Consider the following 15,559-nt stretch of genomic DNA (forward strand, 5'->3'; position numbering starts at 1 on the left):
TGCCTCGCGCCGGCGGGCGGGGGCCGAACGCGGCGAGCGCCGCGGCGTCACTGGCTCTCCATGAGCGCGCTGTGCTTGCGGCTGTAGCCGAAGTAGATCGCGAGCCCGAGGAGGAGCCAGGCGCCGAGACGCAGCCAGTTCTCGGTGGGCAGCGAGAACATGAGGATGAGACAGATCACGATCCCGAGGATCGGAGTGAGCGGATAGAGCGGCACCCGGAACGGGCGCGGCGCGTCCGGCGCCGTCCGGCGCATGATCAGGACCGCCGCGCATACGAACAGGAACGCAAGGAGCGTCCCGATGTTGACGAGCTCCGCCAGGATCCGCAGCGGGAGGAGCGCCGAGAGGGTGGCGACCACAAACCCGGTGAGCAGGGTGGACTTCCACGGCGTCTTGAAGACCGGGTGCACCGAGCCGAAGAAGCCTCTGGGCAGGAGCCCGTCGCGGGCGATGGCGAGCAGCACGCGCGGCTGGCTGTTCATGAGCACGAGCAGGACGGAGGTGATTCCGGCGACCGCCCCGAGGGAGATGATGAACTGCGCCCACGGGAGGCCGACGCGCGCGAAGGCGTCGGAGACCGGCGCGTCGATGCTCAGCTCGGCGTAGGGCACCATGCCGGTCAGGATCGCCGCGACGGCGACGTACAGCGTGGTGCAGATGACGAGCGAGGCCACGATGCCGATGGGGAGATCGCGCTGCGGGCGCTTCGCCTCCTCCGCGTGCGCCGATACCGCATCGAACCCGATGTAGGCGAAGAAGATGGTAGCGGCGCCGGCGAGCATCCCGAGCGGCTCTCCCCCCTTGCCGATCTCGCCGAATAGCGTGTGACCGAAGACGCTGAGCCCCCCGAGCCCGAACGGCGCGAACGGCCGCCAGTTGTCCGGGGTGACGTAGAACGCGCCGACCGCGATGACGAAGAGCACGACGGCGAGCTTGAGCGCGACGATCACGGCGTTGATGGTCGCGCTCTCGCGGATGCCCTTGAGCAGGACCATCGTGACCGCGGCCGTCACGAAGATGGCCGGGAGATCGAGGATCGCCCTTGTGGACACCAGCTCGCCGAGCGCCGGATCGTAGTCGAACGGCGCGCTCCTGAGCTCTCTTGGCAGCTCTACCCCGAAGATCCCGATCAAGTCCTGGACATAGTGGGACCACCCGTGCGCCACGGCGGCGGCGCCGACGGCGTACTCGAGGACGAGATCCCACCCGATGATCCACGCCGGCAGCTCGCCGAGCGTCGCGTACGCGTACGTATAGGCCGAGCCCGCGATCGGCACCATCGCCGCGAACTCCGCGTAACAGAGGGCCGCGAACACGCAGGCCATCCCCGCGACCACGAAGGACAGCATCAGCGAAGGACCTGCCTTGTCGTGCGCGGCCTGGCCGGTGAGTACGAAAATGCCTGTCCCGATGATGGCGCCGATCCCGAGGCTCGTCAGGTGCAGCGGCCCAAGGGCGCGCCGGAGGCGGTGCTCCCCCTCCAGCTCCTCTTTCATGACCGATATCGGCTTGCGGACGAGTAGGCGGCTCCCCATGGCCTTCGGTGCGCAGGCTCTGCGGCCCGGCCCGCAGCACGTCAAGCCGGAGGCACGTCGAGCCAGAAGCGGCCCGAGGCGCCTCCGGGCAAGCCGAACCTGCCGCGCCGAGCGCCCCCCGCGCGTCTCGCGGACCATCGCGCGCCAGCACGATCTCGAGACATGCGCCGCCGTCGCCCACGATTTCGGGGGCGACGCGATGCCCGGCGAGTGCGTCGTCGCGCCGAGGCCGGGCAGCGACGCGGAGGACGGCGCCTGGGTGATCCTGTTCGTCCACCGCCGCGACGGCTCCGCGACGGAGCTCGTCGTCCTCGATGCGTCGAGGTTCGCGTCGCCGCCCGTCGCCCGCGTCCGCCTGCCGTGCCGCGTCCCGCTGGGGCTCCACGGCGAGTGGCTCCCGGACTGAGGCGGCGCACATCTTCGTGCGCTACGGGCTCATCCGCGTCGTTCGGCCGGCTGCGCCACGGCCGAGCGGGGCCGGCGCACCGCGTGGCCTTCTGCATTCCGTGACGCGCCGTAGCTGTCCGGTCCTTCACCCGTCGCGGACGCGGTACAAGGGGCCTCCCATGCGCGACGTCTGCTGGCGCTGCCGGCGCCCCCGTCCGGTCTGCTATTGCGCGCTCCTGCCCTCCTTGCCGACGAGGACCCGGGTCGTGCTCCTCCAGCACCCGCGCGAGCGGAAGGTTGGCATCGGCACGGCGCGCATGACCCACCTGGCGTTGCCCAACTCCGAGCTGCACGAGGGCGTGGTCTTCGAGGACGACGCCCGGATCGCCGCCCTCGCGAGCGATCCGACCACGGCCGTGCTCTTCCCCGGGGGCGACGCGCACCCGGCGGGCGGGGCGCCGGTGCGCTCGCTCATCGTGGTCGACGGCACGTGGTGGCAGGCGAAGAAGATGCTCGCGCTGAACCCGCGCCTCGCCTCGTTGCGGCGCATCGGCGTGACGCCCCGCGCGCCGGGCAACTACCGCATCCGCAAGGAGCCCCGGCCCGAGTGCCTCGCCACGGTCGAGGCGGTGGCCAGCGCGCTGGCCGCGCTCGAGGGCGAGCCCGCGCGCTTCGACGAGATGCTGCGGGCCTTCACGTTCATGGTCGACCGGCAGATCGAGCACCAGGCGAGGAGCGAGGCCCCGCGACGGCGGCGCGCGCAGGCGGCCTCGCCGCTCGCGCCGCTGCGCGCCTACCTCGCCGAGCCGGCGAGGCTGGTGCTCGCCGACTGCGGGGCCAGCTCCGGCTGGCCGGCGGGCGCCGGCGCGGCCGAGCCGGCGTCCGAGCTCGTTCACCTCGTGGCCTGCCGCGCGTCGGGCGAGCGCTTCGAGGCGTTCCTGCGCCCGCGGCGCCCGCTGGGCCCGAGCGTCTCGCACCAGCTCGAGGTGCCCGAGGCCCACCTGCGGGGCGGCGAGGACCCTGGCGCGGCCCTGAGCCGCTTCCGCGCCTTCGTCGGCGATCGCGGCGTGCTGGGCACCTGGGGCTCCTTCACGGCGGACCTGCTCGTGCAGGAGGGCTTCGGGCGCCCGCCGAGCGTCGATCTGCGCGACCTCTGCGCGCGGCACCTCGGGCGGCGGCCCGGCGGCATCGCCAACGGGGCGCAGGCGCTCCAGGCCGCCGAGCCGACGGCGCGGGGATACGGGCGCGCCGGGCGCAACGTGGGCTGGCTCGAGGTTGTCCTCGCGCGCCTGCTCTACCTCGCGGGGGAGGACTCGGCACCAGACAGCTAGAGAGACAAACGGGTTGAAACCGCCTGCAAACAGCAAGAAATTGAACCGCCAAGGCGTCAAGGACGCCAAGGTTTTAATGTGTTCTTGGCGCCATGGCGGTTCAATTCTCTGGTTTCCAAGCTGATCAGCGCTCTAGCACCACGACCGGAAGCCGCCCCGGATCAGCAGAAAAACCGCCACGGCGCCGGGGCCGCCGAGAGGAGAGGGGAGGGATTGTCCCGGCACTTCCCCTCCTATCTCGATACGCGCGCTGGAGCGCTGCGCGCGTCAGTATGGCCAGAGAGGGTGCCGGGCGTCCGAACGCCCCAAGTGCGACGCACGGACGGATCGCGCCGGCTTGACCGTGGCCAAGGTGACCTGTACCGTCTGGCCACCTTCGTTGCGAGATTCCCTCGAGACGGCGAGCGAAGAGGAGCGAAATCCTTATGGACGGGCGGGCGTCGAACGACAGATCCAGGATGAAACAATACTTCCAATTCGGCGACGGGCCGTTCCTCAAAGGGGCCGGGACGAGGTCGCCGGAGGCGTGGTTCTTGGGCCCGAAGGCCGAGAACGCTGACGAGCTCGAGAGGCTCATCGTGGAGGCCATCCGGGATCACTCGTTCTGGCGACGGAACTTCCACCCTCAGGATCCCACGCACATCACCGAGCAGTCCAAGCGGCACCCGTCCTACCTCCACGCGATGGACTCGCTGAAGGACAGCTTTCGGTCGCTCATGTCGTTCCTCAAGAAATCGGTGCCCTTCTTCAGCGATCGGTACCAGGGGCACATGAACTGGGACACCTCGATCCCCAGCGTGCTCGGCTACTTCGCTGCGATGCTCTACAACCCCAACAACGTCGCGTTCGAAGGGTCCACGGCGACCACGATCCTGGAGATGCTCGTGGGCGACGATCTCTGCCGGATGCTCGGCTATCCGCTGCCGGACGAGGGCGCCGGCGAGAAGGCCGTTCGACCCTGGGGACACATCACTTGCGGCGGCACGGTCGCGAACATCGAGGCGATCTGGTCTTCCAGGAACTTGAAATTCTACCCGTTGTCGCTCCGGGACGCGCTGAAATCCGAGCCGAGCCTCTCGGCGGCGCGTGAGCTCGTCGTGACCACCTGCGACGGCAGGCGCGCGCTGCTCGGCGCGCTCGACGCCTGGTCGCTCCTGAACCTCAAGGTGGACGAGATTCTCGCGCTGCCCGCGCGCCTCACGCAGGAGTACGGCATCTCGAGCGATACGATCACGGCGGCGATGGCGGGCCACTCCCTCCAGCACCTGGGGATCCAGGAGCTCTACCGGCGATGTGGGGCGGACCTGCCGTGCTCGCCTGTGTTTCTCGTCCCCGCCACGAAGCACTACTCCTTCCCCAAGGCAGCGGCCGTGCTGGGCATCGGCTCGGCGAACGTGCTCGATATCCCCGTGGACTGCGACGCGCGGATGAGCCTCTCCGCGCTGGAGGCGACGCTGAAGCGTTGCCTCGACGAGCGGCGGCCGGTCTACACCGTGGTGAGCGTCGTCGGGAGCACGGAGGAGAGCGCGGTCGATCCGCTGAAGGCGATCCTCGACCTGCGCCATCGATTCCAGAAGGAGGGGCTTTCGTTCACGGTCCACGCAGACGCCGCATGGGGCGGCTATTTCGCCTCGATCCTCCGCCCTGACGAGGGGCCGCGCGCGAAGGACGCGCCCTCGGGGCCTGCGGCCGAGATCGGGATGAGCAGGTACGTGACGGCGCAGCTCTCGGCGCTCGGCCGGGCGGATTCGATCACGGTGGACCCGCACAAGTCGGGCTATGTCCCGTACCCGGCCGGGGCGCTCTGCTACCGGAACTCGGCGATGCGCGACATGGTGACGTTCAAGGCCCCCTACATCGTCCACGGGGACGCGGAGCCGACCGTGGGCATCTACGGGCTCGAAGGGTCGAAGCCAGGAGCCGCGGTGGCGGCGGTCTACCTGAGCCACAAGGTCATCCGGCCCACCCGGAGCGGGTACGGGCAGCTCCACCGGAAGGCCCTGTTCAACTGCAAGAGGTTCTACGCGCGGCTCCTCTGCTTGGCTCGCCCGGAAGATCGGTTCGTCATCGTCCCGGTCCCGCGGCTTCCAGCCGAGATCGGGGGCGGCGACGTGGAGAGCGATCTGCAGTTCATCCGCGAGCGCATCGACCGACCGAGTCTCGAGGAGCTCCTGGCCGACCCCGAGGCGATGGCGGTGCTGCCGGAGCTCGGTCCCGATCAGAACATCCTCACCTACGCCGTCAACTTCAAGCATCCAGACGGTTCGATCAACACCAGCCTCGAAATGATGAACCGATTGAACAAGGCGATCTATGATCTCTTGAGCATCGCCCCCGGGGACGACATCTATCACTACCGGATGATCGTGAGCACGACGGACTTCAGCGAGGAGCACTACGGCAACGTCTTCATCGAGGACTACAAGCGGCGCCTCGGGGTCTCGGCGTCGCTGGGCTCGACGGTGACGGTGCTGAGGTCCACGATGATGGCGCCCTGGCTCCTGGAGTCGCCTGACGGGAGCATCCTGGATGTGCTGGAGATCGAGCTTCGCGATGCGATCTTCAAAGCGATGATGCGGGACTCGATGCTCCAGGTCTTCGAGGAGATCGACACGAATCGGGACGGCGCCCTGGACGTGGCCGAGATCATGGCGAAGTTTCGCGAGAAGGGCTTCCGCGACGGCGAAGTTGACGAGTTTTTGCAGGTCTGCGACCTCGACAGGAACGGCAGTGTGTCGGTGAGCGAGTTCCTCGGGGCGTTCTCGCATTTCCTGGTGAAGGCGAAGCTCTCGGGGAGAGAGGCGAGGGGGTAGCCAGGCGGAGGCGGACCCTCGCCGCCTGGCTCGAGGCCGAGCCGGGATCTCGCGGCGCCGCCGTGCCGCTGGGCCGGCGTCGAGCCAAGCGCCCTGAACGCCGTTGCGGCGCCGCGCCCCGCGTGAGATGCTCCTGCCGTGGCGTTCATCCGGCTGCGCTGAGCTCGGCATCCTCGTCCTCCCTCTCGCTCCGGCGCGGCCGGGGCGACGTGGTGAGCGCGCGGGTGCCCGTCCGTGCCCAGTCTTCCCCAGCAACGTGGAAGACCGGGGCGCGGTGACTCACGCCCGGCAGCCTGGAACGTTCACGTCACGCACGCCCCGCCGGCCGTGAGCTCGCGCCGCGAGTCTTCCCCATCCGCGCGCGCCGCCCTGGAAAGGCGGCGCGCGAAGAGGCTCGCTCTCATGACCGGAAGCAACGAAATCTCCTCCCTGAGCTCTTCCACCTTCGCGCCGATCGACACGGTCGGCGCGCTCCTCGATGCGGCGCGCCGCGAGGGGCTCCGTCTCGTCACGTCCCACGCCGACTTCGACCGGAGCGGGCTCGCCTTTCTCGTCGTTCACGCCCACGACGAGCAGGGCGTGCCGTGGGTCGTGCGCACGCCGCGCCGCATCGCGGTCGTCGCGTCGGCGCGCGTCGAAGCGCGCGTGCTGGCCCTCGTACGCCAGCGCTTGCCGGTGGCCGTGCCCGACTGGCGCGTTCACACCGACCACGTGATCGCCTATCCGCGCCTCGGCGACGTGCCCGCCGTCTCCTTCGATCCCGAGGCGGGCCCGCGCTGGAGCCGCGTCGATCCGGCGGCGCCGTCCGAGGTGTTCATCGCGTCGGTGGCCGAGGCGCTCGCGGCGCTCCAGCGCGTGGACGCGGCGGCGGCCCGTTCGGCGGGCGTCCCCGTGAAGTCCATCGACGACGCGCGCCAGCTCCACGCGCGGGCCATGGACGAGTCGCGCGCCGCGCTGGCGCCGCCGGAGGCGCTGTGGGCCCGATGGCAGCGCTGGCTCGCGAACGACGCGATCTGGCCGCGCGACCTCGCCCTCGTGCACGGCGATCTCCACCCCGGCCACATGCTCCTCGACGAGGGCGGCCGGCTCACGGGGATCCTGGACTGGACCGAGGCCCACATCGGCGATCCCTCGGTCGATTTCGCGCTCTTCGTCGGCGCCTTCGGCAAGGCCGCGCTCGACGCGTGCATCGCGCGCTTCGAGGCGGCCGGCGGCACGACGTGGCCGGGCCTCGCGGCCCACGCCGGCGAGCGCTGGGCGGCGTTCCCCGCGATCGCGGCGAAGTGGGGCGTCGAGTCCGGCGACGAGGGCGTGATCGCCCACGCGCGCAACCTGCTCGCAGGGATCGTGGCCGAGAGCGGGTGAGCGCCGGCGCGTCGCACCCCATCATCCACTGAAATGACGCGTTGCATTGTGGGCCAGCGCATGTTCAGCCGCTGTGGCCCTGAGTAGCCTCTCCGCATGACCGGAGGACACGGCGCGGATGCCGGCGCGGCGGATCGCGCGCTCGTGCTCATGCTGCTGGGCACGGTGCTGCTCGTGTCGCCGGCGCGGCTGCTCTGGGCCCGAGGCCTGCTCGCGGTGGCCGCTGTCTTCGCGGTCTGGGCCGCGCTGATCGCGCTCGCCCTGCTCGCGACGCGCTCCGACCGCGGCGACCGCGGCGACCTACCAAACGGCGATCACGCCCGCGGCGAGCGCGAGCGCGGCGACCCGGCGCCCGGCGCCGGTGATCGAGGCCCGCCGTGATCGACGTCGGCGTCCTCCTCTTCGCCACGGTGGCCTGGCTCGCCGTGCTCGCCGCGATCGCGCTCGCCGCGCAGCGCGAGCGGATCCCCCGCGCGCTCGCGCGTCACCCGCTCGTCCTCGCCCTCTCGCTCGGCGTCTACGCCTCGTCGTGGACCTACTACGGCGGCGTCGGCTTCGCGCAGCGCCACGGCCTCGTCTTCCTCGCGGTCTACCTCGGCCCGACGCTCGCGTGCATCGCCACCCCGCTCCTCTGGTCGCGCGTCCTTCGGATCACGCGTGAGCAGCGCCTCTCCTCGCTCGCCGACCTCTTCGCCTTCCGCTTCCAGAGCCCCGCGGCGGGGGCGGTCGTCGCCGCCTTCTCCGTCGTCGCCAGCGTGCCCTACGTCGCGCAGCAGTTCCGCGCGACCGAGCAGTCGGTCCGCGTGCTCTCCGGGCCCGGGCACGAGGAGGCCGTGGGCGCCGTCTTCTGGGCGCTGCTCACGCTCTTCACGGCGTTCTTCGGCGCCCGCCCGGCCGCCGAGCAGGGGCGGGAGGACGGCCTCGCGGCGGCGGTCGCGTTCGAGTCGGCGGCGAAGCTCGCCGTGCTCGTGGCCGTGGGCCTCGTCGCCGTGCTCGGGGCCTTCGGCGGGGCGGGCGGGCTCGCGGACTGGCTCGGCGATCACGCCGCCGAGGTCGAGGCGCTCGGCCGCCCCGTGCGCGACGACAGCGGCTGGACGTCGATGCTCGTCATCAGCTTCGCCGCCGCCTTCCTGCTGCCGAGGCAGTGGCACATGGCGTTCGCGGGCGGCGCCGGCGACCGCGCGCTCGCCAAGGCGGCCTGGGCCTTCCCGCTCTTCCTGCTCGCGCTCAACCTGCCCGTCCTGCCCGTCCTCTGGGCCGGGACCCGCCTCGCGCCGGCCGAGCCTGCCGACAGCTACGTGCTGCTCGTGCCGCAGCTGCTCGGCCAGGGCTGGCTCGCGCTCGCCGCGTTCATCGGCGGCATCTCCGCGGCGAGCGCCATGGTCATGGTCACGGCCGTCGCCCTCGCGAGCACGAGCGCCACGCACCTGCTCCTGCCGCTCGCCCGGAGGACGCTGCGCCGCAACGTCTACGCGCGCGTGCTGTGGCTCCGCCGCGGGCTCCTGATCGTCATCCTCGCCGGCGGGTGGCTCTTCCACCGCGCGCAGCCGCACCGCGGGCTGCTCGTCGAGAGCGGCATCGTGTCGTTCGTGGCCTTCGCGCAGTTCCTGCCGGGGCTGCTCGCCGCGCTCTTCTGGGAGCGCGCGACGCGCGCCGGGTTCCTCGCCGGGCTCCTCGCCGGCATCGGCACGTGGACCGCCACCTGCCTCGCGCCCTTCCTGCCCGAGCTGTCCGGGCTCGACCCGGGGTGGCTCGATCTCCTGCGCGAGGGCGCGGGGCAGGCCGGCCCCGCGGCGCACGCGGCGGCCATGGACACCTGGTCGCTGCCCACGTTCGTGTCGCTCGCCGTCAACGGCGCCACGCTCGGGCTCGTCTCGCTCCTGCGCCCCCCGGCCGAGGAGGAACGCGAGGCGGCGCGCCTGTGCACGCGCCGCGAGATCGGCCCGTCGGTCGAGCGCGCGACCGTGGCCTCGAGCGTGGGCGCGCTCGAGGAGCGGCTCGCGCGGCTGCTCGGCCGCGAGGCGGCCGCGCTCGAGGTCACGCGCGCCCGGATCGAACTCGACATCCCGCGCGACGAGACGCGGCCCACGGAGCTCCACGCGCTTCAGGAGCGCCTGCACCGCAACCTGTCGCCGCTCGTCGGCCCGGTGCTCGCGAGGACCGTCGCGGAGGCGGACGCGCAGGCCGCCCCCGGGGCGTTCAGCAGCAGAGCGGCGAGCGGCGCGCTGACCGAGGAGCTCCGCTGGCTGGAGCGGCGCCTCGCGCGCGGGGAGGCCACGACGACGTTCGTCGGCGCCGCAAAGGAGCTCGACCTCCTGCGGCGCTGGCTCCGCTCGGTGCTCGCGCAGCTCCCCCTCGGCGTCTGCGCCGTGGGCTCCGACGGCGCGATCAGCCTCGTGAACCGGCGCCTCGAGGCGCTCGTCGGCGCCGAGGAGCGCGACCTCGTCGGGGCGCCGCTCGACCGGCTGCCGGCCCCGTTCGCGGAGCTGTTCGCGCGCGCCGCCCGCGCCGCCTCGGCGGGCGAGGCCGGCGCGGACGAGATCGAGGCGCACGTGGCCGGCCGCGCGCGCTCGCTGCGCGTCCACCGCGCCGCGCTCGACCCGCTCGACGCGCGCGCCGCCTCGGGGGGCGTCGTCCTCCTCGTCGAGGACCGCACCGAGCAGCGCGCGCTCGAGGCGCAGCTCGCCCACCGCGACCGCCTCGCCCAGCTCGGCCGCCTCGCCGCCGGCGTGGCCCACGAGGTCGGCAACCCGCTCACCGGCATCGCCTGCCTCGCGCAGAACCTCCGCGCCGAGTCCGACAGCGACGAGATCCGCGCGCGGGCGGGCCTCATCCTCGGCGAGGCGGCGCGTATCGAGGCCATCCTGCGCTCCCTGCTCGACCACAGCCGCACCGGCGCCGTGCCGAAGCCCGGCGAGGGCGCGCGCGCGCGGGTCGGGCGCGTGGCGCTCGCCGAGGTGGTCGCCGAGGCCGTGCGGCTCATCCGGCTCGACCGCGCGGCGCCCCACGTCCGGGTGGATCAGGCCTGCCCCGAGTCGCTCGTCGTCATCGGCGACCGGCGCGAGCTCGTCCAGGTCTTCGTCAACCTGCTCGCGAACGCCCGCGACGCGTCCGAGGCCGGCGCGCTCATCGCCGTCCGAGGGTGGATCGAGGCGGACCAGATCGTGGTCGAGGTCGAGGACCACGGCAGCGGCATCCCCGAGGAGCTCCTCGCCGCGGTGCTGGAGCCGTTCGTGACGACGAAGCGCGACCCGAGCGGCACGGGGCTCGGCTTGCCGCTCTCGCGCTCGATCGTCGAGGATCACGGCGGCGCCCTCACGCTGCGGAGCGCGGTGGGGCGGGGGACGACGGTCGTCGTCCGGCTGCCGCTCGCGGGCGCGGGGTGAAGCGGTCGGCGCGGGACGTCGGGTGTTACCGATCGTAACGAGACGTCGCCGAACGAGCCCGCCAACGTGCTTGCCCCGTGGACGAACAGGTATTCTCAAGGCTGCTTGCGTGGTATTCAGATCAAAGAGAGCAGCATTCCGCGAGCCGGGGGTGACAGGGCATCGACCCACACGCTGCCCGGCCCCTCCTCCTCCCTCGCGTGCGGGGTAGGAGGAGCCATGAAGAACACCCTGGCTGCCTCTTTCCGCTCGGCGCGCCTCCAAGCCCGTCTCCGGCCCTCTCGACAAGCGCTGGAGCTCCTCCGAGGAACCGTTCTCATGGCACAGACGTCTCCCCAAACCTTCGCCGTGACGCCCACGAGCCCGGCCCCCGCGGCCGAGCGTGAGGTTGTCAGCAGCTCCACGCTCTGGAAGGTCATCTTCGCGTCCGCTGGCGGCACGATGATCGAGTGGTACGACTTCTATATCTTCGGGAGTCTTGCCGCGATCATCTCGAGCCACTTCTTCCCGAAGGACAACCCGACGGCGGCCTTCCTCCTGACGCTCGGCACGTTCGCCACGGGCTTCGTCGTCCGCCCGTTCGGCGCGCTCGTGTTCGGGCGCATCGGCGATATCGTTGGTCGGAAGTACGCGTTCCTCGTGACGCTGCTGCTCATGGGCGGCGCGACGGCGCTCATCGGCTTCTTGCCGACGTACGACAAGATCGGGCTCCTCGCCCCGATCGCGCTCGTCCTGATCCGCCTCGTTCAGGGCCTCGCGCTCGGGGGCGAGTACGGCGGCGCGGCGGTGTACGTCGCCGAGCATGCGCCCGACGAGAAGCGCGGCTTCTACACCTCGTTCATCCAGATCACGGCGACGCTCGGTCTGTTCGTCTCGCTGGCGGTGATCCTCAGCACCCGCCTCCTCGTGGGCGAGGAGGCCTTCAAGGACTGGGGCTGGCGCATCCCGTTCCTCCTGTCGGTCCTCCTCGTCGGCGTGTCCTTCTACGTGCGTGCCCGCCTCAAGGAGTCGCCGATCTTCAGCAAGCTCAAGGCCGCGGGGAAGACGTCGACCGCTCCCATCAAGGACAGCCTCGGCAACAAGCGCAACTGGAAGGTCATCCTGATCGCCCTCTTCGGCGCCACGGCCGGCCAGGGCGTGGTCTGGTACACGGGGCAGTTCTATGCCCTCTACTTCCTGCAGAACACGCTCAAGGTCCCGTTCATCACGGCCACGATCGTGATCGCCTCCGCGCTCGCCCTCGGCATGCCGTTCTTCGTGTTCTTCGGCGCGCTCTCGGATCGCATCGGCCGGAAGAAGATCATGCTCGCGGGCAACCTGTGCGGCGCGATCGGCTTCTTCCCCGTGTTCTGGGCGATGAAGCAGAACGCGGACAACCCGGTCGTGCTCACCGCGCTCGTGTTCGTGCTCGTGCTGTTCGTCACGATGGTTTACGGCCCGATCGCGGCCTACCTCGTCGAGGCCTTCCCTGCGAAGGTGCGTTACACGTCGCTCTCGATCCCGTACCACGTCGGCAACGGCGTGTTCGGCGGGCTCTTGCCGCTCATCGCCTCGTCGGTGACGGTCGCGACGGGCAACATCTACGCGGGGCTCCTCTATCCGATCGCGGTGGCGCTCATCACCGTTGTCGTCGGCGGGATCTTCCTGAAAGAGCGCAGTGACGTGCGCCTCTGGGACGAGCTCGATCGCCCGGCTTGACGGCGATCTCCCGGCGGACGGAGCGCTGCTCGCGCGCCGTCCGCCGCCTCGTGCTCCTTGCAGATTCGCGGGATACGGGCTCAGCCGTCAGGCAATGAAGCGGAGGCATACGAAGGTACGCCGCAGCGAGCCGAACGACGCGGATGAGCCCGTAGAGCTGAAACCTCCCTCGGAATCCCGGAAAAATTCACAGGGAGGCGGGGAGGAGGGGAGTGGAATCCCACCGATCTCCCTGTCTCCCCGCCTCCCTGTTCAATTCTCCGCTAAAAATGCCAACAAGATGAGGGGATTCGTCAGCCCGTAGAGTGGCACGCCGGTGTGCCCCGTCATCACAAACCGAGCTCCCGCGCGGCAGGACAGCAACATACCAATCGGGCTCACGGCAGCGCGATCTCGTCTCGAACTACGGCCAGAGCGACGTCTGGACGATGGCTTCTCCCTTCGGCGACGCGGGCTGGAACGAGCCGTCAACGTCGGGGCCTACTGGGTCGGTCAGAGGGTGCTCGCGGAGGCGACGAGCGACACGTCCGGCGACGAGACGACCTGGACGTGGACGCTGCCGGAGCACTTCCCGACGGGCAAGTACCTCCGTGTCACGGTGGATGGCGGCACGCTGACGCAGGGGGGAAATGCGCTGGCGTGGAACGAGCACGGCTACTACGAGATCGCGCTCGACGCGGGCGCGCTCACCTTGTCGCCGTAACAATCCTGTCAGCCCGGCAGTCGAGCCGGCGCGCGCGGCGACCTCGGCGCTGAGGGGTGCTCTGTTACCGCATCACTCGATGCGCGGCCCTGATGTCGCGCACGAACCACAGAGGCAGCGAGGGCACAGAGGAGCATCCGTGTGCTCTGTGCGCCTGTGGTTCAAATAGTTTCTCTTCAAGGAACCCGGGTGGCCATGGGAGACGCGATGTCGGCGAATCGCGTCGATGAATAGTTTTGTTGCCACTGATGGCTGTGGGCTCGCCGATGTGCCCTGTGCTGCTTCGTTACATTGAACTACAGCATGGTGTTTGATCCGTCGCGGGCTGAGAGAGCAATTGTTCTTGACTCGGTACGTGGTGTGATCGAAGGGTCGCTGGTCGGCATGAGAATGGGAAATCGGAAATCGGGGGACCACGAAGCGGAACACGAAGCGGAACATGAAACAAAGATAGGTTGATCGCGCCGTGTCATATGCTTTGCGCGCGGCGCGTCGGCGTGGCATCTTACCGATATTGCTTGCGGCCCCTCCGGCCGCTCCTGGGAGAAAATTCATGCGCTTTGCTAGCTTGCTGAGCTTCGGCTCGGTTTCGATCGCTTGCTGCCTGGCCGCCTGCATCGCCGCGTCTCCGGACGACGAAGAGATCCTGTCGCTGGAGGGCGAACTGCTCAGCTCGGACGGGACGATGTCGGCGGAGCTGTCGTACCAGTCGCAGTGGTCGACGGGGTACTGCGCCAACGTGACCGTGAGGAACGCGAGCTCCAAGCCGAGCACGTCCTGGGGCCTCTCGATCGCGCTCAACGGCGCGACGCTGTCCAGCTCGTGGAACGCGCGGATCACGCAGTCGAACGGGCAGCTGAACGCCACCAACGAGAGCTACAACGGCTCGCTGGGAGCAGCGTCGACGGGAGCGGGCGCGTCGACGACCTGGGGGTTCTGCGCGAACGGCACGGGGAAGCCCTCGATCACGTCGGTCAACGGCAACGGGAACGGCGGCTCGACGTCGGCGAGCTCCAGCAGCGCCTCGAGCAGCTCCAGCAGCGCCTCGAGCAGCTCGAGCAGCAGCGCTTCGAGCAGCTCCAGCAGCAGCTCCTCGGCCAGCTCTGGCGCAGGCGGCGCGGGCGGCAGCGGAGGCTCAGGCGGCGGAGGCGCGGGCGGCAGCGGTGGAGGCCCGGTGGTCAATTCCGGCCTTCCGACGCCCCCAGGCCCCAGCAACGTGGCGAAGCCGTCCGGCGCGGCCGGCGGGTTCAGGGTCATCAACTGGGCCGGCTTCACGGGCGCCGTGTCGTATACGTTCGACGACTCGAACTCGAGCCAGATCCAGAACTACGACACGCTGAACGCGCTCGACGTTCCCTTCACCTTCTACCTCCAGACCGGCAAGACCGAATCGACCAATTCGGTGTGGCAAAGGGCGCTGAGCGACGGGCACGAGCTCGGCAACCACACGAAGAGCCACTCGAGCAACGACAGCGGCTCCGATACGGACGCCGCGACGCAGTTCATCGAGAGCAGGTTCGGGACCAAGGTGTGGACGATGGCGGCGCCGAACGGCTCGTCCGTGTACTCGAGCATCGCCAGGACGCGCTTCCTCATCAACCGGGGCGTGGCCAACAACCTCATCGGGCCGAACGACTCGACCGATCCGTTCACGCTGCCCTGCTACATCCCCCCGACCGGCGCCTCCACGACGGTGCTGGACCAGCAGGTCACGAGCGCGCGAGACGCCAAGAAGTGGCGCACCGTCCTGGTGCACGGCTTCACCGGCGGCTCCGACGGCGCTTATCAGCCCATCGGGCTCCAGGCCTTCGTCGATCACGTCAAGCACTCGAAGGCGCTCGGCGACATGTGGCTCGACAGCGTGGTCAACGTCGGCGCTTACTGGCGCGGCCAGAAGGCGGTCTCCTCCGCCACCACCTCGACGTCCGGCGGCGCGACGACCTACACGTGGCAGCTCCCCGCCAACTTCCCGCCGGGCAGGTACCTGCGCGTGACGGTCACCGGCGGCACGCTCAAGCAGAACGGCGTTCCGCTGAGCTGGGATCCGCACGGCTACTACGAAGTGGCGCTCGACGCGAAGTCCGTGACGCTGTCGCCGTGACGAAGCGGGCCCGCTCCCCGCGGGCCCCCTCCCGCCGCGACGCGCGCGGCCCGAGCGACCCGGACCCGAGTCAGCCGCGGAGCGCTCTGTCGCCGAGCGGCTGTAGCTCGTTCCTGGCCTCGTGAGAGAAGGAATCAACGAGGCGCAGAAGGCACAGACGAGAGCGCGACTCGGTGGTTGGGGGGAATTCCCTGCCCCCCGCGAAGGAGCTCTGTGTCCTCCGCGGTTCCAACGTGGTAT

The 15,559-nt window shown here is 70.3% G+C and carries 10 protein-coding genes; 9 read left to right on the top strand and 1 reads right to left on the bottom strand.

The features are described from left to right. Window positions 1-47 precede the first annotated feature (47 nt). A complete protein-coding gene (locus WME73_RS15430; RefSeq protein WP_437916178.1) occupies window positions 48-1,496 on the bottom strand; it encodes an amino acid permease in 1,449 nt (482 codons plus the stop codon). Between the two features lie 37 nt (window positions 1,497-1,533). Here WME73_RS15430 and WME73_RS15435 point away from each other — a divergent pair, with 37 nt between their 5' ends. The 9 genes from WME73_RS15435 (at window position 1,534) to WME73_RS15475 (ending at window position 15,319) form a co-directional block, all read left to right on the top strand. Continuing rightward, complete coding sequence (locus WME73_RS15435; protein ID WP_437916179.1) at window positions 1,534-1,941, top strand: carotenoid oxygenase family protein; 408 nt, start codon at window positions 1,534-1,536, stop codon at window positions 1,939-1,941. Between the two features lie 160 nt (window positions 1,942-2,101). Then, the gene (locus WME73_RS15440) at window positions 2,102-3,253 is read left to right on the top strand and encodes a DTW domain-containing protein (RefSeq protein ID WP_437916180.1); all 1,152 of its coding nucleotides are present in this window, start codon (window positions 2,102-2,104) and stop codon (window positions 3,251-3,253) included. Window positions 3,254-3,711: 458 nt separating this feature from the next. Further along, window positions 3,712-6,066: a pyridoxal-dependent decarboxylase gene (locus WME73_RS15445; protein ID WP_437916181.1), complete on the top strand. Its 2,355-nt coding sequence runs from the start codon at window positions 3,712-3,714 to the stop codon at window positions 6,064-6,066. A gap of 402 nt (window positions 6,067-6,468) precedes the next feature. Further along, entirely contained in the window at window positions 6,469-7,431 is a 963-nt protein-coding gene (locus tag WME73_RS15450) for a macrolide 2'-phosphotransferase (protein ID WP_437916182.1), read from the top strand. Window positions 7,432-7,527: 96 nt separating this feature from the next. After that, window positions 7,528-7,812 carry a hypothetical protein gene (locus WME73_RS15455; RefSeq protein ID WP_437916183.1) on the top strand — a complete coding sequence of 95 codons (285 nt, stop codon included), beginning with the start codon at window positions 7,528-7,530 and terminating at the stop codon, window positions 7,810-7,812. Beyond that, on the top strand, window positions 7,809-10,817 hold the full coding sequence (locus tag WME73_RS15460; RefSeq protein ID WP_437916185.1) for an ATP-binding protein: 3,009 nt from the start codon (window positions 7,809-7,811) through the stop codon (window positions 10,815-10,817). Before WME73_RS15455 ends, WME73_RS15460 begins: the two co-directional genes overlap by 4 nt. A gap of 318 nt (window positions 10,818-11,135) precedes the next feature. Next, window positions 11,136-12,515, top strand: a complete 1,380-nt coding sequence (locus tag WME73_RS15465) for an MFS transporter (RefSeq protein ID WP_437746213.1) — start codon at window positions 11,136-11,138, stop codon at window positions 12,513-12,515. A 499-nt stretch (window positions 12,516-13,014) separates the two neighbouring features. After that, window positions 13,015-13,218 carry a hypothetical protein gene (locus WME73_RS15470; RefSeq protein WP_437916186.1) on the top strand — a complete coding sequence of 68 codons (204 nt, stop codon included), beginning with the start codon at window positions 13,015-13,017 and terminating at the stop codon, window positions 13,216-13,218. 553 nt (window positions 13,219-13,771) lie between these two features. Then, window positions 13,772-15,319: a cellulose binding domain-containing protein gene (locus WME73_RS15475; RefSeq protein ID WP_437916187.1), complete on the top strand. Its 1,548-nt coding sequence runs from the start codon at window positions 13,772-13,774 to the stop codon at window positions 15,317-15,319. Window positions 15,320-15,559 lie beyond the last annotated feature (240 nt).

The organism is Sorangium sp. So ce302, from assembly GCF_051530145.1.
GTDB lineage: Bacteria > Myxococcota_A > Polyangia > Polyangiales > Polyangiaceae > Sorangium > Sorangium cellulosum_B.